This is a genomic window from Allobosea sp. P4_C6 (assembly GCF_056402015.1).
In genome coordinates, this window is record NZ_JBFUIF010000013.1 from 105,382 (window position 1) to 123,277 (window position 17,896).

Below are 17,896 nucleotides of genomic sequence, written 5' to 3' on the forward strand. Positions count from 1 at the left end.
AACGCGGTTGATCGGTTTTTCCCGTGAAACCCACAATTGAAACTTATACGGTCGCCATACCGTGGTACCAGCCAGAAGATTTCGCTTGCCTTTGGGCAATGGCTCTCGACGGCAATGACGAGCCGCCCGATTACGAGGCTTGGCGCCGGCAGGCACTTGCGGTCTGCAACGAATGGCTGGCGAGGGGCAGAGCGCTTCAGTTCGTGACGGTTCGACCGGCTGCCTTGATCGCATGGCTCGACGAGCGCGCTTTGGCGAACACCTCGGAAAACCGGCGCCGGTATGTCGAGAGCCTTGCCATGGGGAAGTCCACGGAGGCGACCTAGAGCACAATGCCGAGTAGCAGGAAACCACGTTCCATGTTCAAAATGTTCTACGAGATGTCGATGCTCGCAATTGAAGCCCAGCAAGCGATCTGGCTTCGCACCCTCAAGCTCGCGAGAGGTGGCGCGGCGGCTGACAGCGAAGCAAAACGAATGGTGGCCGAGAAAGTCGCCGCGGCCCAGCAGGCCGCTGGAAGGCTGGCAACCGGCACGGCACCGATCGGGATTGTTCGAGGATACCGGCAAAAGGTCCGCTCGAACGTAAAGCGGCTATCGAGATCATAGCGAACCCGGTCGGGCTGTGGCGGCATTCGACGCGACGATGCTGCCGACCGCCCGTGATGGCGACGAACGCGAAGGCCCGCCACGCAGCTCCGCGCGGACATATGCCCGTAGGCCAGGAGTTGGTGCGTCGAGCCCGCGGGAGCGGCAAGACCTCGGCCGGGCTCAGCCAAGGAACGGCGCTGGACTGAGGCATCAGATTCAGGTGTCGATCGACTGCGGATCGCACTCCAGTCCTTGATACCGCAAGCACGGCGAGGCCGGAGGCGACCGCAAGGCTAGTGACACCTTAATCGAAGGCGTGCGCACTCAAGGCAGGACAAGCGGCGATTGAACGTATAGTAACAAGTTTTGTCGCCTTATTGTGCAGTGAGCCGCTCAGGGGCCGGTGCAAGCTGCATGCTCATCCGCGGGGAGAACTGATGAGAGGAAGAGCGCGCGCGTCCACCCGACGCCCCGAGGAGCCCGGCGAGAAGCCTTCGCAACCGGCCGTCGGTCGGCCAAACGGCTATGTGCTCGACGAGCAGGTCGGCTTCCTGATGCGCCGGGCGCAGCAGCGCCATATCTCCATCTTCCAGCAGACCATCGGCGAGAATGGTCCGACGCCGACGCAATTCGCCGCATTGAGCAAGCTTGCTGCAGGGGGCGAAGACATCTCGCAGAACCAGCTCGGCCGCATGACGGCGATGGACCCTGCGACCATCAAAGGCGTCATCGCCCGCCTGGCCGAACGTGGCCTCGTCGAACGCCTGCCCGATCCCAACGACCAGAGGCGCATCCTCATCCGGCTGAGCGAGCAGGGGCAGGCGACGATACCCGAGCTCTTCGAGAAGGCGAAGGCGATCACCGCCGCGACGCTGGAACCTCTGTCGCGAGAGGAGGCGAAGCAACTGCTTGCGCTCCTCGCCAAGCTCGGCTGAGCAGAACGCCATCCACCGCAATTGCGTGCCTGCTCGGGTGCCCTGAGGTCGAGGCCTTTAGTGCGTGCTGGAGTTTCGTGGAAAGGCTGGTCATCCCGGACGGAGCGAAGCGCAGATCCGGGATCCATGCCTGAACCTCGACTGGACGCGCTCCGGCATGGATCCCGGGTTAAGCCCGGGATGACGACGTGCTTCCGTGAAAAAACAGCACGCTCTAGAGCGACAGGTACTGGCTGCGGATGGCTTCGTCGGCCTTGAGCTCGTCCATCGTCCCGGTGAAGCGGATGATGCCCTTTTCGATGATCGCGGCGCGGTTGGCGACGTTACCGGCGAAATGCAGGTTCTGCTCCGAGATCAGGATGCTCAATCCCTCGTCCTTCAGCGCCAGGATGGTCTTGGCCATCTCCTCGACGATGACCGGCGCCAGCCCCTCCGAGGGTTCGTCGAGGAGGACGAGCTGCGGATTGCCCATCAGCGTGCGGGCGATGGTCAGCATCTGCTGCTCGCCGCCGGACATCGCGCCGCCCGGCCTGTCCCGCATGCGGCCGAGATTGGGAAAAAGCGCAAAGAGCCGCTCCGGCGTCCAGTGCGGCACGCCCTCTCGCGGTGGCCGCTGGCCGACGGAGAGGTTCTCCATCACGGTCAGTTCCGAGAAGATGCGCCGTTCCTCCGGCACATAGCCGATGCCGAGCCGGGCGATCTCGAAGGGCTCGCGCCCGTCGATGCGACGCCCGTCGAAGGAGACGCTGCCGCCGGCCGGGGGCACGAGGCCCATGACCGCCTTCATCGTCGTGGACTTGCCGGCGCCGTTCCGGCCCATCAGCGCCAGCACCTCGCCCCTCGCCATGCCGAAGGCGACGCCCTGCAGGATATGCGCGCGCCCGTAATAGGCGTCGAGTGCGGAGATTTCGAGCAGCGCGGTCATCAATGGCCTCCCGAAGTCGCGCCGGAGCCGAGGTAGACCGCCCGCACATTGGGATCCTGCCTGACATCCTCGGCCGTGCCGTCGGCGATCAGCCGGCCACGGTCGAGAACGATCACGCGGTCGGAATGGGTGAAGACGACATCCATGTCGTGCTCGGTGAAGAGCACCGCGATATTTTCGGCAGCGGCGATCCGGGCGGTCAGCGCCATCAGCTCGATGCGCTCGCGCGGCGCCATGCCGGCGGTCGGCTCGTCCATCAGCAGAAGGCGGGGCCGGTTGGCGAGCGCGACGGCGAGCTCGACACGCTTGAGGTCGCCATAGGCCAGCACGCCACAGGCGCGATCCGCCTGCTCGAGCATGCCGACCTGCGCGAGCAGGGCCTCGGCCTCCGCGACATGCCGCGCCCGGGCCGGCGCGAAAGGGTTCCAGAGCCCGCGCTCATGGGAGATCAGCGCCATCTGAATGTTCTCGCGGACAGTCATCGAGGTGAAGGTCGCGGTGATCTGGAAGGTCCGACCCACGCCCATGCGCCAGACGATGCGCGGCTTCAGCCCCGTGATCGGCCGGCCGGCGAGGACAACCTCTCCCCTGTCGGGGCGCAGCTGGCCGTTGAGCATGTTGAAGCAGGTCGTCTTTCCGGCGCCGTTCGGGCCGATCAGCGCCAGCATCTTGCCGGCTTCGACCGAGAAAGACACGCCCTGAACGGCATGGACGCCGCCGAAGGACTTCGCCAGATCGCGCACGACCAGAACGGCATCGTCCGCAAGATCGGACCGCAGGGATGCAACGGCGCTCATCGCACGCCCTCCACAGCCAGCCGGGCCGGGATCGCGCCATCATCGGTGTGCTGCGCATCGCGCCGCCGCTCCCGCAGCGCCAGCAGGCCGCCGACGAGACCGCGCGGGAAGAGCACGACCAGCAGCACGATCGACAGCCCCAGCATGAACCGCCAGTACATCGTCAGCTTCATCAGCTGCTCGCTCAGGCCCGCGAAGGCAAAGGCGCCTATGATCGGGCCGGACACCGTCTGCACGCCGCCGAGCAGGACCATCAGCAGCGCGTCGACCGAGCGCGGGATCGCCATGTAGGTCGGGAAGACCGAGCCCTTGAAGAAGGCGAACAGGCCCCCCGCGATGCCAGCCGAGAAGGCCGCGACGGTGAACGCCACCCACTGCACGCGCATCACGTCGATGCCGATGGCCTCGGCGCGCAGCGGATTGTCGCGCGCCGCCCTGAGCGCGTAGCCAAGCGGCGAGAACACGGCGAAGCGCAGCGCGATGATGCAGATCGCGCACACCACCAGGGCCAGATAGTAGTACGCCGTCTTCGAAACCGCCCAGGGCGACGGCCAGACGCCGAGGATGCCGTTGTCACCGCCGGTGAGATCGACCCACTGGAAGGCCGTCGCCCAGGAGATCTGCGCGAAGGCGAGCGTCAGCATGGCGAGATACACACCGGACAGCCTGACGCAGAACCAGCCGAAGACCACGCCGGCGATGCCCGCCAGGAATGGCGCAATGATCAGCGCCGGCTCCATCGGGGCCCCCAGCCATTTCACCGCCAGCGCCGAGCCATAAGCGCCGAGGCCGAAATAGGCGGCGTGGCCGAACGAGGCCATGCCGCCCGGCCCCATCATGAAATGCAGCGATGCGGCGAAGAGCGCGAAGATGACGAGTTCGGTCAGCGTCAGCAGCAGATAGTCGGGCGTCGCCAGCGGAGCGAGCACGAGCAGGATCAGGGCGGCGAGCCCGGCCAGCTTCGTCGCGCGGTCGGCGGGCGTCAGCAAGGGCTCGGCTGCGGCCGGGCCGCGCGCATGGCCGACCGGGCGCTTGCCCATCAACCCGTAGGGCTTGATGACCAGAACCACCGCCATGACCAGGAAGACGAGAACGAGCGTGATCTTGGGGAAGATCAGGATGCCAAAGGCATGCAGGATCCCGATCAGCACGGCAGCGAGATAAGCGCCGGTCACGCTGCCGAGCCCGCCGACCACCACGACCACGAAGGCCTCGGAGATCATCGCGAGGTCCATGTGCAGGGTCACGGCCTCGCGCGGCAGTTGCAGGGCGCCGCCGAAGCCGGCGAGCATCGCGCCGAAGGCGAAGACGGAGGTGAACAGGAGCCGCTGGTTGACGCCGAGCGCGCCGACCATGTCGCGGTCCTGCGTCGCGGCCCGCACAAGCGTGCCCCAGCGCGTCTTCTGGAACAGGAACCAGAGCACCGCGAGCACGGCCGGCCCGACCGCGATCAGGAACAGCTCGTAGGTCGGGAAGCGGTTGTCGAAGAGCACGACGAAGCTGCGGAAGCCGGGCGCACGCGGCCCCAGCTTGTCCTCGGCGCCCCAGGTGGCCAGCGCGATGTCTTGGATCATCAGCACGACGCCGAAGGTCGCGAGCAACTGGAAGAGCTCCGGCGCCTGGTAGATGCGGCGCAGGATCGTGACCTCCATCAGCAGACCGACGACCGCAACCAAAAGGGCCGCAAGCACCACGCCACCCCAGAAACCGAGCGCGTCGCCGGGGCCGAACCAGGTCACCAGCGTCCAGGCCAGATAGGCGCCCAGCATGTAGAGGGAGCCATGCGCGAAATTCACGATACGGGTGACGCCGAAAATGATCGACAGCCCCGATGCGACGAGAAACAGAGACGATGCGGAGGCAAGTCCGTTCAGCGTCTGCGTGAGAATGAGATCGAACATGAGGACCTCGCCTTCGGGCAGTATACGACACTGGCCCCGCCGGCACGTTAGGCCACGACGGAGGCGATCGCAGAGCAGAAGGTTTGAGACGACATCCCGGACGGATCAGCCCGTCCGGGAACCGGCTATGTGGCGGCTGAGCCTCACCCGGCGGGGCGCATGGCTTTCACGACATCGTCGCTCGGCAGGTACTTCGCGCCGTCGCGATAGCTCCAGTCGATCATCGTGCCCTTGCCGTTCCTCACCGCCGTCTTGCCGACGAAGGCGCCGAGCGTCGACTGATGGTCGACGGCGCGGTACTCGGCCGTGCCGAAGGCGGATGGGAATTTGAGCCCCTTCATCGCGTCGATCAGCTTCTCGTTGTCGGTCGTACCGGCCTTGGCCAGTGCCGCCGCGATCGAGTTCATCGTGTCGAAGCCGACGACCGAGCCCAGCCGCGGATAGTCGTTGTACTTCGCCTTGTAGGCGTCGCGGAACTTGACGTGCTCCGGCGTCTGCAGATCGGCATGCGGGTAGCCCGTCACGATCCAGCCTTCCGGCGTCTCGGCGCCGAGCGGATCGAGATATTCCGGCTCGCCGGTCAGCATCGAGACAACGGCGCGCCCCTCGAACAGGCCGCGCGTATTGCCCTGGCGCACCAGATTGGTCAGGTCGGCAGCGAAAGTGACATTGAAGATCGCGTCGGGCTTGGCCGCTTCCAAGGCCTGGACCGTGGCGCCGGCATCGATGCGGCCGAGCGCGGGGAACTGCTCGGCGACGAACTCGACATCGGGCCGCGCCTTCTTCAGCAGTTCCTTGAACCACTTCACCGCCGACTGGCCGTATTCGTAGTTCGGCGCGACGATCGCCCATTTCTTGGCCGGCAGCTTCGCGGCTTCCTCGACCAGCATCGCGGCCTGCATATAGGTCGAGGGGCGCAGCCGGAAGGTGTAGCGATTGCCCTTTGACCAGACGAGAGCATCCGAGAGCGGCTCGGACGCGGCGTAGAGCCGCTTGTTCTGAGCCGCGAAATCGGCGATCGCGAGGCCGACATTGGACAGGAAGCCGCCCGAGAGCAGGTCGACCTTCTCGGCATTGATGAGGTCGCCGGCATGGCGCACCGCGTCCTCCGGCTTGCCGGCATCGTCGCGGAAGATCGTCTCGAGCTTGCGGCCGAGCACGCCACCGGCGGCATTGACCTGATCCTGAGCCAGTTCCCAGCCCTGGCGATAGGGTTTCAGGAAGGCCGGCTGGGCCGTGTAGCTGTTGATCTCGCCGATCTTGATGGTGCCGCTGCCCTGTGCCCGAACGAGCGAGGGAGCAGCCATGGCTGCTGCGCCTGCGGAGGCGGCGGCTAGAAARCGTCTGCGGTCTATCGTCATCGCTGTTCCCCTCGTTCTTGCTTCAGATGCGCGGCGCCTATTCGGTCCCTTCGTCGCTGGCAGGTTCCTCCATGCCGGCTTCAAAGGGCTTTATCGCGGTCGTCTCGTGCAACTGAATTGTTTGTGCACCTACGAATTTGATGGGGTCCAAAATTCTTGTCAACCTATAATAATTCTGCCCGCTGCCCGCATTGAAGGCAGCCGCCGCGGGCAAGCGGGCGGCACTCAACGCCGGAAGGCGGCTAAGGTCGCCGTCCCCGCATGGCGTCGCAATGCTCCGGCAGCGCTGAGGACTCACCGAACGTTGCTGGGCTTCTAGCGCTTCCGCCCGGCGGGCGCGATGCAAAATTGGGCATGCGGCCATCCTCATGCGTTCATGCCGGCCCGCGCCCGGTAGCCGATGCAACCGGGACCGCCAGCCCCCGGACTACGCGGGTGTCTTGTCCCACTGTTGACGGGCTCCCGTTCGTTCGCTTACATTGTTTGCATACAAACAATAACAATCTGCGCCGCCGGCGCGAGGGGTACGAGCTATGGCCTCAGACGTGACAACCGCCGCCGTGGACGACAAGATTCGCTGCGATGCCTGCCCCGTCATGTGCTTCATCAAGCCCGGTGCGGTCGGCGCCTGCGACCGCTACGGCAATGTCGACGGCGCGCTCGTGCGCGTCGATCCGCATGTCGTTCTCGGCCGGACCATCGACCAGGGCGGCGAGGTCGTGCCCTTTGCGGGCGAGCGCGAGTGGAGCGGGGACATCCTCAATCCGCGCGGCACCTTCATCACCGCCATCGGCGCCGGCACGACCTATCCGGACTACAAGCCCGCGCCCTTCATCATTTCCTCGGAGGTCGACGGCGTCGACATGGTCACGGTCGTGACCGAGGGAATCTTCAGCTATTGCGGCGTGAAGATCAAAATCGACACCGACCGCTTCCTCGGCCCCGAGACCGCGACGGTGCGTGTCGAGGGCGAGGCCGTCGGCCACGTCACCACAGGCGAATACGGCTCGCAGATGCTCTCGCTCGGCGGTGTGCACCACCTCACCGGCGGTTCGAAGAAGGAGGGCCGCGTCACCTGCGACGCGCTGCTCCAGCTCTGCAACGGCAAGGCGGTCGAGCTGGCGATCGACGGCGGCGAGACGGTCGTCGTGCAGGCCGGACAACCGCCGATCGTCAACGGCATTCCGGAAAGCCGGATGCGCGTCGGCTGCGGCTCGGCCACCATCGGCATCTTCGCCAGGCAGTGGCACGGCAAGGTCGACGAGGTCGTCGTCGTCGACGACCACATCACCGGCGTCCTCTCCGAGCACCAGGCCGGCAAATTGCTTGGCATGGAGCCGACCGGCCTCAAGATGAAGGGCCGCCGGTCGACGCCCGGCCGCTATTTCCAGGTGGCGCAGCCCGGCACCGGCTGGGGCGGCACCAATATCAGCGATCCGCTGACCATCCTCGGCCCGTTCGACCCCAAGGTCGCACGTCCGGGCCTGCGCCTGCTCATGGTCTCGACCACCGGCGAGCATGCCGCCTATTATGAGCTCGACGATGAGCTGAACCCGGTGGAGATGGATATTCCCGCACCGCTGCGCGAGCCGGTCGACCGCATCGCGGAGAACTGCGAGCCTGCGCTGTCGACGGTGCTGTTCATCGGTGGCGCCGGCGGCTCGCTGCGCGCCGGAGTCACCGAGAATCCGGTGCGGCTGACGCGTTCGGTCAAGGATTCGCTGACCTATGTCACCTGCGGTGGTGCCCCGGTCTATATCTGGCCGGGCGGCGGCATCACCTTCATGGTCGATGTCACGCGCCTGCCGGAGAACGCCTTCGGCTACGTCCCGACGCCCGCGCTGGTCGCGCCGCTGGAATTCACCATGAAGCTCTCCGATTATCAGGAGCTCGGCGGCCATATGGACCATGTTCAGCCGCTCAGCCTGCTCAAGAGCGAGGGGCGCCTCCAGCTCCCGCAGCGGCAGGACAATCCCTGGCCCTTCGCGCCGCAAAAGACACGGCGCTCTCACGGATAGCGGACATGTTCGAACGGCCCTCGATGCGCTTCCTGCCGGATGGCAAGCGCCTGCTGCTGCAGCAGGGGCCGATCGACCTCGTCATCCAGGCGACCGGAGAGGATTCCGCCGCTCAGGCAGCCTATGAGGCTGCCGGCCGCCGTTTCGACGGGCTGCTGGCCAAGCTTTGCGGCGAACTCTCCCTGCTGCGCAGCCGCGTCACGAGCCAAAGCCCGGTTCCGGACGGCGAGGTCGCCCGGCGCATGCACGCAGCGGTCCTGCCCTTTGCCGTCGATACCTTCATCACGCCGATGGCTGCGGTCGCCGGCTCGGTCGCCGAGGAAATCCTCGGCGCGATGGTCTGCACTGCCCCGCTGCGGCGCGCCTTCGTCAACAATGGCGGCGACATCGCATTGCATCTGACCGAGGGCGAGCATGTCCGCGTGGGGCTCGTCGACCGACCGGAACAGCCAAGCCTGTTCGGCACGACGACGATTTCCGCCACGGACGGCATCCACGGCATCGCGACCAGCGGCTATCCCGGCCGCAGCTTCTCCCGCGGGATCGCGGAAGCGGTGACGGTGCTGGCGCGTACAGCCGCCATGGCCGATGCCGCCGCGACCGTGATTGCCAATACGGTGGACCTGCCCGGCCATCCGGCCATCGTCCGGATGCCCGCGAACGCGATCCACTCCGACAGCGATCTGGGCAATATCCCGGTCACGCGCCATGTCGGCAGGCTTGCCGAGACCGAGATTCAAGACGCACTCGCTACCGGCCTGCGAGAAGCGAAGAGATTGCAGGCGCTAGGCCTGATCCTGTCATGCGCCCTGCACCTCCAGGGCCGGAGCGAAACGCTCGCCTTGCCCGCACTTTCAGAAACCACATCGAGGAAACTGTCCCATGCCTGAGATCGCCATCCGCAAGCTCGCAGTCGTCGTCGAGACGATCTTCCATGAAGGCGGCCCCGCTCCCGCTGCGCCGCTGAAGCGCGGCGCGGCTCTGGCCGTGATCGCCAACCCCTTCGCCGGCCGCTATGTCGCCGAGATCGCAGGCTTCATGGAGGATCTGAAGCCGCTCGGCCTTTCGCTGGCAACCCAGCTTCTCGATGCTCTCGGCGGCGATCCAAAGGCTATCGAAGGCTACGGCAAGGGCGCCATCGTCGGCGCGGCCGGCGAGCTGGAACATGGCGCTCTCTGGCATGCGCCGGGCGGCTATGCGATGCGCGAGATCCTCGGCGACGCCAAGGCGATCGTGGCCTCGACCAAGAAGGTCGGCGGCCCCGGCACCCGGCTCGACATCCCCGTCACCCACATCAACGCATCCTATGTCCGCAGCCATTTCGATGCCTTCGAGGTCGGGCTGACCGATGCGCCGAAGGCCGATGAGCTGCTCTTCGCGCTGGTGATGACCACAGGCTCGCGCATTCATGCCCGCGTCGGGGGGCTGCAGGCCTCCGAGATCAAGGGAGAGGATGGCCTGCGATGAGCGCAAGCATCCGCAAGATCGTCACCATCACCGACGAAACCCGCTCGGAGATGGGCCGCCCGGTCGAGCCGGCCGTGCGTCGCGCCGCGGCGGTCGCCGTGATCGCCAATCCGTTCGCCGGGCGCTACGAGGCAGACCTCGCGCCGCTGATCGAGATCGGCGAGGAGCTGGGCGACCTGCTCGGCCGCCATGCGCTGGCGGCGCTGGGTATCCCCGGCGAGCAGGTCGAGGGTTACGGCAAGGCGGCGGCCGTAGGCGAGAACGGCGAGCTGGAGCACGCCGCGGCGATCCTGCATCCCAAGCTTGGGACGCCCTTGCGCAAGCTGCTCGGCAAGGCGCCGGCTCTCATCCCCTCCGCCAAGAAGCGCGGCTCGCTCGGCGTCGTGCTCGACGTGCCACTCGGCCACAAGGCGGCAGCCTATGTCCGCAGCCATTTCGACGGCATGGAGGTGCGCGTGCCCGACGCCCCGCGCGCCGACGAGATCATAGTCGCGGTGGTGCTGACCAGCGCCGGCCGCCCCCTGCCCCGCGTCGGTGGCTTGAAGACCGACGAGATCAAGGGCGAGGACGGGCTGCGCTGAGGACAACGAACCTCCACTGTCATTCCGGGGCGCCGCGCAGCGGCGAGCCCGGAATCCAGAAGCGATGCATTCTGTCGAAAAAAGTAAATCGGCCAGAAGCGCCTTTTCGGGGCGGCCCATCGCTTCTGGGTTCCGGGCTCATTGCTGCGCAATGCCCCGGAATGACGGCGGAGCCGGCCCGGGCCAGCACAGCTAAGGCCGATTCGCCCTCACCTTTTCGATCGCCTTCTCCACCCCGCTCCATTCCGGCCGCCCCGGCGCGAAGCGGCCACGCAGATAAGCCGCGAGATTGGCGATCTGCCGATCATCGAGCGCATTCCCGAAGGCCGGCATCTGGCCCGCGCCGTGGCCACCGCCCTGTATTAGCATGTTGACGAGATTGGCCGGTGTCGCGGCATGAAGCTTCGAGCTCAATCCCAGCGCAGGCCCCTGATTGGCGAGCGGCGCGATACGGCCCGTCTCGTGGCAGGCTGCGCAGGCACCCTCATAGAGCCGCGCAACCGGCGAAGTGCCGGGATTGGCGGCAGAGGCCGTCGCCTTCACGATCGCCTCGGTTCGCGTAGCCGCCTCCTGCTCCGGCAGCGGCTTGTTCAGGGAGGCGAGATAGGTCGCCATGGCGCGGATATCGGCGTCCGGCAATTCCCTTAGTTCTTCGATTACCGGCGCCATCGGGCCGGAGGCCGTGCCGTGGCGGGCTGCCTGGCCGGTACGCAGATAATCGTAGAAATCCGCCTCGCTCCACGGGATCGGTGAATGCGAGAGGCTGGTCAGGGCCGGAGCCTCCCACCCCTCCGCCTCGCCGCCGGCGAGATAGGCCTGACCGCCCTTCTCGGCGCCGAGCGCGTTGCGCGGCGAGTGGCAGGCACTGCAATGTCCGAGCCCGTCGACGAGATAGCGCCCGCGATTCCAAGCCACCGAGCGCGCGGGTTCCGGCTTCGCTTCCTTGCCGCGGTTGAACAGCAGGTTCCAGCCGGCCATCAGCGGGCGCAGATTGAAGGGGAAGGTCAGCCTGCTCGGCTCGTTGCGCTGCACGACCGCGGGCTGCGACATCAGGAAAGCGTAGAGCGCCTGAAGATCGGCCTCGCTTGTCCTGGTGAAGTTCGGATAGGGGAAGGCCGGGTAGAGATGGCGCCCGTCGCGATGGATGCCGCCGCGCATCGCCCGCTCGAAGGCGGGATAGGACCAGTTGCCGATGCCGGTCTCGGGATCGGGCGTGATGTTGGTAGCCGTCACCGTGCCGAAAGGCGTCTCCAATGCGAGCCCGCCGGCATAGGGGACGCCATCCTTGCCCGTATGGCAGACGGCGCAGGCACCTAACGCGGCGAGCTGGCGCCCCTTCTCGATGGTCGCGGCCGACCATGTCGCCGGATCCGGCCGGGCGATGGGCGCGATCTCGGGCGCGATCGAAAATGACAGGGCCGTAACCGTCGCAGCAGCCGCAGCCAAGCCGCCCAGCTTCGCCCAGAAGCCGATGCCGCGTCTGCTCTCCTTCGCGGGAGGCGGCGCCAGCATCGGACGGCCGTTCAGCCCGGCGAGCACGCGCTCCGGCGTCAACGGCAATTCGCGAAAGCGCACCCCGGTCGCGTCGTAGACGGCGTTGACGATCGCCGCCGCGCTCGGAACCGAGGCGGATTCGCCGGCGCCGAGCGGCGGCTCGTGCTGGCGCTCCATCAGCATCACGTCGATCGCCGGCAGTTCCGGGAAGGTCAGGACCGGGTAGGCCCCCCAGTCGCGCGCTGCGACGGCGGTGGTCTCGGAGAAGGTCACTTCCTCGCGCAGCACACGGCTGGTCGATTGCAGAACGTTGCCGTGGATCTGGTGCTGCACCCCGGCCGGGTTGACCATCATGCCGGTATCCTGCCCGACGACGACGCGGCTGACCGTGACCTCTCCGGTCGAGCGGTTCACCGCGACATCGGCGACCCAGGCCGCCCAGGCCGCACCCATCCCCGGCCAGCTGCCGTGGATGTAGCGCGCCTGCGCGAAGCCGCGCCCATGCAGAATCTCGCCATCGGCGTCGCCCTGCATGCGCGGCCCGACATGCGGCTCCCAGCCGGCGCGCGCAGCGGTCGCCCGCGTCAGCTCGGCGGCGCGTTCGTCGACGATGTGGCGCAGCCGGAATTCGACCGGGTCGGCGCCCGCCTCATGGGCGAGCTCGTCGATATAGCTTTCATGGGCGAAGACATTGGGCATCGCCGAGACGCCGCGCAGCCAGGAGGCACGCACGATCGGCGCCATCTCATAGGCCGTGACCCGCATGTTCTCATAAGCGTAGGACGGGATCGCCGTGCGGTCGCCCATCTTGAGCGCCGCGGGCGTATTGGGGATACGCCCCGTCAGCAGCAGCGCCAGCGTCGGCGCTGCATTGGACGGGTAGCGCGTGTGGAAATCATAGGCCGCGAGCGAGCCGCCAGGGCCCAGTCCTCCGGCGATGTCCATGAGCTGTCCGGCGCCCTTCGGCTCCCAGAGATGCTCCTGCTCGCGGGTGAGCTGCACGCGCACGGGCGCGCCGACTGCGCGCGACAACAGCACGGCATCGGCCGCGACGTCATCGGCGCAGTTGCGGCCGTAGCAACCCGCCGCCTCATGCCGGACGACCTCGACCCGCTCTGCGGGGACGCCCATCAGCAATGCGATGTCGGCGCGAAGCGGATAGGGGTTCTGGCTGCCGGTCCAGACGGTGATGCCGTCCTCGCGCACATCGGCGACGGCGCAGGAAGGGCCTATCGAGCCGTGCATCTGGTAGGGCCAGACATAGGTGCGGTCGAGCCGCTTCTCGAGGGTCTGGAGCGCGGCCTCGACATCGCCCTCGTCGACCAGTCTTCGCGCCGTCGCAGGGTGAGTGCGCAATGCATTCTGGACATCGCGCAGATCAGCCGGGGCCGGCCAGTCCCTCCAGCGCGTCACCAGCGCCTGCGCCGCCTCCGCCGCCTGTTCCTCGCGCTCCGCGACGACGCCGACGAAATCGCCCTCGACCACGACGGCGCGGACACCGGGAATATGGGCGATGGACGCTTCGTCGACAGCTTCGAGGCTTTTGCCGACGAAATCGCCCCCGTCGATCCCGGCATAGGGCGGCCGCACGACCCGGCCATGCAGCATGTCCGGGACGCGAACATCATGGACATAGACGAAGCGCCCGGTCAGCTTGGCCGGAATGTCGACGCGCTCGACCGGCTTGCCGACGATGGCATGGCGGTCGACCGGCTTGAACGCGGCCTCCTTGGCCAGCGGCAGCAGGATTCGGCGGTTGCCGAGCAGCGTACCGAGGCCGAGCGGGTAGCCCGTCTCCCCGCGCCGGCTGATGGTGCCGGCGGCGACATCGATCCCCTCCTCCGGGCAATCCAGCGCAGCAGCCGCAAGCGCGACGAGCTGCTGGCGGATCTGCGCCGCTGCGATCCGCATCGGGATCGACGTGACCTGGATCGTCTCGCTGGCGATGGTTGCGCCCTGGTCGGGCGTTTCGGCCGTGTCGCCCAGCACCATCTCGACGGACGCGAACGGGAAATCCAGCTCCTCCGCGACGATCTGGGCGAGCGCTGTGCGGATGCCGGTACCGAGATCGACATGGCCGCAGAAGGCGAGCACTCGCCCTTCGGCCGTCAGGCAGACATGGACGTCGAGCCCCTCCTCGGGCGGCGCCTCGGCCGCTGCGCCCTTGCGCGGCGAGACGACGGCGATGACGCCGCCGCGCTTCAGCAATTTGCGGCGGGAGGGCGGTGGAGTCGCGCCCGTCACGAGCCTGCCCCGTCGCGGCTCCAGCAGCGTTCGGCGGCCAGCATCACCGCCCGCACGATCTCCACATGCGTCCCGCAGCGGCAGAGATTATAGCGCAGCGCTTCGCGTACCTCGCTCTCGCTGGGTTTCGGCTTCACATCGAGGAAGGCCTTGGCCGTCATCACCATGCCGTTGATGCAGTAGCCGCACTGGGCCGCCTGCGCATCGATGAAGGCCTGCTGGATCGGATGCGGCTTTTCCGGCGTGCCGAGCCCTTCCAGCGTCACGATCTCGCGGCCGACGGCGAGCCGGACGGGATAGGCGCAGGCCCGCGCCGCCACCCCGTCGAGCAGCACGGTGCAGGCCCCGCATTCGCCGAGGCCGCAACCGAATTTCGGACTGTTGATGGCGAGGTCGTTGCGCAGGAAGAAGAGCAGCGGCGTGTCAGGCTCGCCCTCGATGCGATGAGAGGTGCCGTTGACGGTAAGCGTGAAGGCGCGCGCAGCCCTTTTCATCCGCCTTTACCCGTCCGAGGGGAATGGAAGACCAGCGACACCCAGCGCGCCCCAAATCATTCGTATGCGAATGAGATAATAACGATTCCAGACTGACTGCAATCGTTCTCTCGTCGAACCCGCGCCGGCCTATCGGCCAACGCAGCGGGAGCAGGTGCTTCAGTGCCCGACGACGGCGGGGATTTTCTCGGCCGGCGGCGTGTTGCGGCTGCGCCCGGAGCGGACGATGCCATCGATCACCACCATCCCGATGCCCGGCAGGTCGCCGAGCTGGATGCTGTCGAGGAAGTTCCTGCCGGCCGAGTGCTGGGCCTTGTCCATGAAGACGAAATCGGCCGAGCGGCCGACCTCGATCAGCCCGCAATCGAGGCTGCGCATCCGCGCCGTATTGCCGGTGGCGAAGCAGAAGGCGATCTCGGCCGGGACATCGCCGAGCGAGGAGAGCAGCGAGACCATGCGGGCGACGCCGAGCGGCTGCACGCCAGAGCCTGCCGGACCATCCGTGCCGAGGATGACGCGCTGGAGATCGCCCATCTCGCGGGCGATGCGCAGCGTGTAGAGCGCGGCGCGCTCATTGCCGTTATGGACGAGTTCGAGGCCGCGCTTGCAGCCCTCGCAGATGCAGCGGATTTCCTTGTCCGGCAGGGCCGTGTGCCCGCCATTGATATGGCCGACGACATCGGTGTCGGCCTCCAGCACCACATCGGCGCCGATCAGGCCCGAGCCCGGGATCGAAGGGCCGCCGGTGTGGATCGTCGACTGGATGCCGTATTTGCGCGCCCATGCGACCATCTGCCTGGCCGTGGCACCGTCCTTGACGCCGCCGAGACCGACCTCGCCGAGCAGCTTCACGCCGGCATCGGCCAGATCCTTGAAATCCTGCTCGACCATGCCGGGCTCGATCACCGGCGCGCCGGCATGGATCTTCACGCCGCCCGGTCGGAAGGCGTCGAAGCAGCGCTGCGCATAGATCGCCATCGCCTTGACGCCGACGATATCCCTCGGGCGGCCGGGCGTATGCACCTCGCCCGCCGAGATCATGGTGGTGACGCCGCCATGCATGGTCGAATCGATCCAGCCGAGCTGGTTCTGGCGCGGCGTCCAGTCGCCCGCGACGGGGTGGACATGGCTGTCGATCAGGCCGGGCAGCAGCACCGTGCCGTTGGCATCGATGACGCTGTCGGCCTTGTCCGTATCCAGATCCTTGAAGCTGCCGACGGCTGTGATCTTCCCGCCGATGGCCACCACCGTATCGGCCTGCAGAATGGGGTTGCCGATGTCGCCACTGAGCAGAAGCCCGATATTCCGGACCACCAGCTTGTGGTCCGCCTTGATCGTCGCAGTCTGTTGCTCAGCCATCAGCCCCACCCCTTCTTGAAGCCCTTCCGCACCTGCAATCTGACCGATTGACAAGGCCGCGGAGAGTCGGCATATCGTTTGTGTACGAACAAGTTTGCACTCCCTTCCCTCACTGTCAAGCAGGAGGAACGCGCATGGCTTTCGCCGTGACCGAAGCTTGCATCCGTTGCAAGTACACAGACTGCGTCGCGGTCTGCCCGGTCGATTGCTTCTACGAGGGCGAGACGATGCTCGTCATCAATCCGGACGAGTGCATCGATTGCGGCGTGTGCGAGCCGGAATGTCCGGCAGAGGCGATCGTCTCGGAAACCGCGGATGATTCAGCCCGCTGGATCGCCCTCAATGCCAGGCTCGCCGCGCAATGGCCCAACATCACCGATAAGCGCGACGCGCCCGCCGATGCCGACGACTGGAAGGACGTTCCGGACAAGTTGAAATTTCTCCCGGAAGCCCTCGAGGCGTGAGGAATCTTCTGCGTCAGGACTGTCCGCGACAATAAAGAAGAAGATTTTGATTTCGTACGCGTTTTCTGCTTAGCAAGCGCCCGCCGCACTGCAGCAAACGCGCCAGAGACCACCGCCCAAGCTTCAAAGGACGATGCGATGAGCAATTTCTACGAGGAACAGGTCCTCAGCGTTCATCACTGGACGGATACGCTGTTCAGCTTCACGACCACGCGCGACACCTCGTTCCGCTTCAAGAACGGCCAGTTCACGATGATCGGGCTCAAGGTCGATGAGAAGCCGCTGCTGCGGGCCTACAGCGTCGCCAGCACGAATTACGATGAGAACCTCGAATTCTTCTCCATCAAGGTGCCGGACGGCCCGCTGACCTCGCGGCTGCAGGACCTCCAGGTCGGCGATCCGATCATCGTCGGCAAGAAAGCGACGGGGACGCTCGTCCTGGACAATCTCAAGGACGGCAAGCGGCTGTTCCTGCTCGGCACCGGAACCGGGCTCGCCCCCTTCCTCTCGCTCATCCGCGACCCCGAGACCTATGAGCGCTACGAGACCGTCGTGCTCGTCCATGGCTGCCGCCAGGTCGCCGAGCTTGCCTATGGCGAGCGGATCCAGAGCCAGCTGCCCCAGGACGAGTTCCTCGGCGAGATGATCCGCCAGCAGCTGATCTACTATCCGACGGTGACCCGCGAGCCCTTCCGCAATCGCGGCCGCATCACCGATCTGCTGACCTCGGGCCAGCTCTTCGCCGATATCGACCAGCCGGACTTTGATGCCGACGGTGACCGCTTCATGCTCTGCGGTTCTCCCCAGATGCTGGTCGATCTCAAGGCGACCTTCCAGGAGCGTGGCCTTCACGAAGGCAACCATGGCGAGGCCGGCGACTACGTGATCGAGCGCGCCTTCGTCGAGAAGTAATCCGGCTTGTCCGTGTAGCCTGGAGAACGGCGCATGAAGATCTTGGTGCCCGTGAAGCGGGTGGTTGATTACAACGTGAAGATCCGCGTGAAGGCGGACGGTTCCGGCGTCGAGCTTGCGAATGTGAAGATGTCGATGAACCCGTTCGACGAGATCGCGGTGGAAGAGGCGTTGCGCCTGAAGGAAGCCGGCAAGGCGACCGAGGTGGTGGTGGTCTCGATCGGTCCGGCGCAAGCAGCCGAGACGATCCGCACCGGTCTGGCGATGGGCGCCGATCGCGGCATCCTGGTGAAGGTCGACGGCATCGTCGAGCCGCTTGCCGTGGCCAAGCTGCTGCAGAAGCTGGTCGAGCAG

General features: G+C 66.4%; 17 protein-coding genes. 10 read left to right on the top strand and 7 right to left on the bottom strand.

The window, feature by feature from the left end:
• Positions 1 to 23 precede the first annotated feature (23 nt).
• From AC1DVA_RS12160 to AC1DVA_RS12170, 3 genes are all read left to right on the top strand, one after another.
• A complete protein-coding gene (locus AC1DVA_RS12160) occupies positions 24 to 326 on the top strand; it encodes a hypothetical protein (protein ID WP_265050338.1) in 303 nt (100 codons plus the stop codon).
• A 33-nt stretch (positions 327 to 359) separates the two neighbouring features.
• A complete protein-coding gene (locus AC1DVA_RS12165) occupies positions 360 to 608 on the top strand; it encodes a hypothetical protein (protein WP_265050339.1) in 249 nt (82 codons plus the stop codon).
• Positions 609 to 1,027: 419 nt separating this feature from the next.
• On the top strand, positions 1,028 to 1,525 hold the full coding sequence (locus tag AC1DVA_RS12170; protein ID WP_265050340.1) for a MarR family winged helix-turn-helix transcriptional regulator: 498 nt from the start codon (positions 1,028 to 1,030) through the stop codon (positions 1,523 to 1,525).
• A gap of 214 nt (positions 1,526 to 1,739) precedes the next feature.
• Here the strand turns inward: AC1DVA_RS12170 and AC1DVA_RS12175 are convergent, their stop codons facing one another.
• The 4 genes from AC1DVA_RS12175 to AC1DVA_RS12190 all read right to left on the bottom strand — a co-directional run bounded on the left by AC1DVA_RS12175 (position 1,740) and on the right by AC1DVA_RS12190 (position 6,455).
• Positions 1,740 to 2,450, bottom strand: a complete 711-nt coding sequence (locus tag AC1DVA_RS12175; RefSeq protein WP_265050341.1) for an ABC transporter ATP-binding protein — start codon at positions 2,448 to 2,450, stop codon at positions 1,740 to 1,742.
• On the bottom strand, positions 2,450 to 3,247 hold the full coding sequence (locus AC1DVA_RS12180; protein ID WP_265050342.1) for an ABC transporter ATP-binding protein: 798 nt from the start codon (positions 3,245 to 3,247) through the stop codon (positions 2,450 to 2,452). The genes AC1DVA_RS12175 and AC1DVA_RS12180 overlap by 1 nt, the downstream gene beginning before the upstream one ends.
• Complete coding sequence (locus AC1DVA_RS12185) at positions 3,244 to 5,148, bottom strand: ABC transporter permease (RefSeq protein ID WP_265050343.1); 1,905 nt, start codon at positions 5,146 to 5,148, stop codon at positions 3,244 to 3,246. The genes AC1DVA_RS12180 and AC1DVA_RS12185 overlap by 4 nt, the downstream gene beginning before the upstream one ends.
• A gap of 143 nt (positions 5,149 to 5,291) precedes the next feature.
• The gene (locus tag AC1DVA_RS12190; RefSeq protein ID WP_265050344.1) at positions 5,292 to 6,455 is read right to left on the bottom strand and encodes an ABC transporter substrate-binding protein; all 1,164 of its coding nucleotides are present in this window, start codon (positions 6,453 to 6,455) and stop codon (positions 5,292 to 5,294) included.
• Positions 6,456 to 7,042: 587 nt separating this feature from the next.
• Here AC1DVA_RS12190 and AC1DVA_RS12195 point away from each other — a divergent pair.
• From AC1DVA_RS12195 to AC1DVA_RS12210, 4 genes are read left to right on the top strand one after another with little or no spacing between them, the layout of a single operon-like run.
• Complete coding sequence (locus AC1DVA_RS12195) at positions 7,043 to 8,527, top strand: 6-hydroxynicotinate reductase (protein WP_265050345.1); 1,485 nt, start codon at positions 7,043 to 7,045, stop codon at positions 8,525 to 8,527.
• A 5-nt stretch (positions 8,528 to 8,532) separates the two neighbouring features.
• On the top strand, positions 8,533 to 9,417 hold the full coding sequence (locus tag AC1DVA_RS12200; RefSeq protein WP_476806040.1) for a UPF0280 family protein: 885 nt from the start codon (positions 8,533 to 8,535) through the stop codon (positions 9,415 to 9,417).
• Positions 9,410 to 9,994, top strand: coding sequence for an amino acid synthesis family protein (locus AC1DVA_RS12205; RefSeq protein ID WP_265050347.1), 585 nt, complete (start codon positions 9,410 to 9,412; stop codon positions 9,992 to 9,994). Before AC1DVA_RS12200 ends, AC1DVA_RS12205 begins: the two co-directional genes overlap by 8 nt.
• Complete coding sequence (locus AC1DVA_RS12210) at positions 9,991 to 10,575, top strand: amino acid synthesis family protein (RefSeq protein WP_476806041.1); 585 nt, start codon at positions 9,991 to 9,993, stop codon at positions 10,573 to 10,575. Before AC1DVA_RS12205 ends, AC1DVA_RS12210 begins: the two co-directional genes overlap by 4 nt.
• A gap of 192 nt (positions 10,576 to 10,767) precedes the next feature.
• Here the strand turns inward: AC1DVA_RS12210 and AC1DVA_RS12215 are convergent, their stop codons facing one another.
• The 3 genes from AC1DVA_RS12215 to AC1DVA_RS12225 all read right to left on the bottom strand — a co-directional run bounded on the left by AC1DVA_RS12215 (position 10,768) and on the right by AC1DVA_RS12225 (position 16,166).
• Entirely contained in the window at positions 10,768 to 14,313 is a 3,546-nt protein-coding gene (locus AC1DVA_RS12215) for a molybdopterin cofactor-binding domain-containing protein (RefSeq protein WP_476806042.1), read from the bottom strand.
• A complete protein-coding gene (locus tag AC1DVA_RS12220; protein ID WP_265050350.1) occupies positions 14,310 to 14,807 on the bottom strand; it encodes a (2Fe-2S)-binding protein in 498 nt (165 codons plus the stop codon). Before AC1DVA_RS12220 ends, AC1DVA_RS12215 begins: the two co-directional genes overlap by 4 nt.
• Positions 14,808 to 14,966: 159 nt before the next feature.
• Positions 14,967 to 16,166, bottom strand: a complete 1,200-nt coding sequence (locus tag AC1DVA_RS12225; protein WP_476806043.1) for an amidohydrolase family protein — start codon at positions 16,164 to 16,166, stop codon at positions 14,967 to 14,969.
• A 134-nt stretch (positions 16,167 to 16,300) separates the two neighbouring features.
• On the opposite strand from AC1DVA_RS12225, the gene fdxA reads away from it, so the two are divergent.
• From fdxA to AC1DVA_RS12240, 3 genes are all read left to right on the top strand, one after another.
• On the top strand, positions 16,301 to 16,630 hold the full coding sequence (gene fdxA, locus AC1DVA_RS12230; protein WP_265050352.1) for a ferredoxin FdxA: 330 nt from the start codon (positions 16,301 to 16,303) through the stop codon (positions 16,628 to 16,630).
• 138 nt (positions 16,631 to 16,768) lie between these two features.
• Positions 16,769 to 17,542 (top strand): ferredoxin--NADP reductase, encoded by a 774-nt coding sequence (locus AC1DVA_RS12235; protein ID WP_265050353.1) that lies wholly within the window; start codon positions 16,769 to 16,771, stop codon positions 17,540 to 17,542.
• A gap of 33 nt (positions 17,543 to 17,575) precedes the next feature.
• Positions 17,576 to 17,896, top strand: a 321-nt coding sequence (locus tag AC1DVA_RS12240; RefSeq protein WP_476806044.1) for an electron transfer flavoprotein subunit beta/FixA family protein, incomplete at its 3' end; no start/stop codon positions are given.

Excerpts from the sequence above, each read along its gene's own strand:
- AC1DVA_RS12165 (WP_265050339.1), top strand. The coding sequence starts at position 360 with ATGTTCAAAATGTTCTACGAGATGTCGATGCTCGCAATTGAAGCCCAG.
- AC1DVA_RS12210 (WP_476806041.1), top strand. The coding sequence starts at position 9,991 with ATGAGCGCAAGCATCCGCAAGATCGTCACCATCACCGACGAAACCCGC.
- AC1DVA_RS12220 (WP_265050350.1), bottom strand. The coding sequence starts at position 14,807 with ATGAAAAGGGCTGCGCGCGCCTTCACGCTTACCGTCAACGGCACCTCT.
- AC1DVA_RS12170 (WP_265050340.1), top strand. The coding sequence starts at position 1,028 with ATGAGAGGAAGAGCGCGCGCGTCCACCCGACGCCCCGAGGAGCCCGGC.
- AC1DVA_RS12190 (WP_265050344.1), bottom strand. The coding sequence starts at position 6,455 with ATGGCTGCTCCCTCGCTCGTTCGGGCACAGGGCAGCGGCACCATCAAG.
- AC1DVA_RS12205 (WP_265050347.1), top strand. The coding sequence starts at position 9,410 with ATGCCTGAGATCGCCATCCGCAAGCTCGCAGTCGTCGTCGAGACGATC.
- AC1DVA_RS12235 (WP_265050353.1), top strand. The coding sequence starts at position 16,769 with ATGAGCAATTTCTACGAGGAACAGGTCCTCAGCGTTCATCACTGGACG.
- fdxA (WP_265050352.1), top strand. The coding sequence starts at position 16,301 with ATGGCTTTCGCCGTGACCGAAGCTTGCATCCGTTGCAAGTACACAGAC.
- AC1DVA_RS12180 (WP_265050342.1), bottom strand. The coding sequence starts at position 3,247 with ATGAGCGCCGTTGCATCCCTGCGGTCCGATCTTGCGGACGATGCCGTT.
- AC1DVA_RS12225 (WP_476806043.1), bottom strand. The coding sequence starts at position 16,166 with ATGGCTGAGCAACAGACTGCGACGATCAAGGCGGACCACAAGCTGGTG.
- AC1DVA_RS12185 (WP_265050343.1), bottom strand. The coding sequence starts at position 5,148 with ATGTTCGATCTCATTCTCACGCAGACGCTGAACGGACTTGCCTCCGCA.
- AC1DVA_RS12200 (WP_476806040.1), top strand. The coding sequence starts at position 8,533 with ATGTTCGAACGGCCCTCGATGCGCTTCCTGCCGGATGGCAAGCGCCTG.
- AC1DVA_RS12175 (WP_265050341.1), bottom strand. The coding sequence starts at position 2,450 with ATGACCGCGCTGCTCGAAATCTCCGCACTCGACGCCTATTACGGGCGC.
- AC1DVA_RS12195 (WP_265050345.1), top strand. The coding sequence starts at position 7,043 with ATGGCCTCAGACGTGACAACCGCCGCCGTGGACGACAAGATTCGCTGC.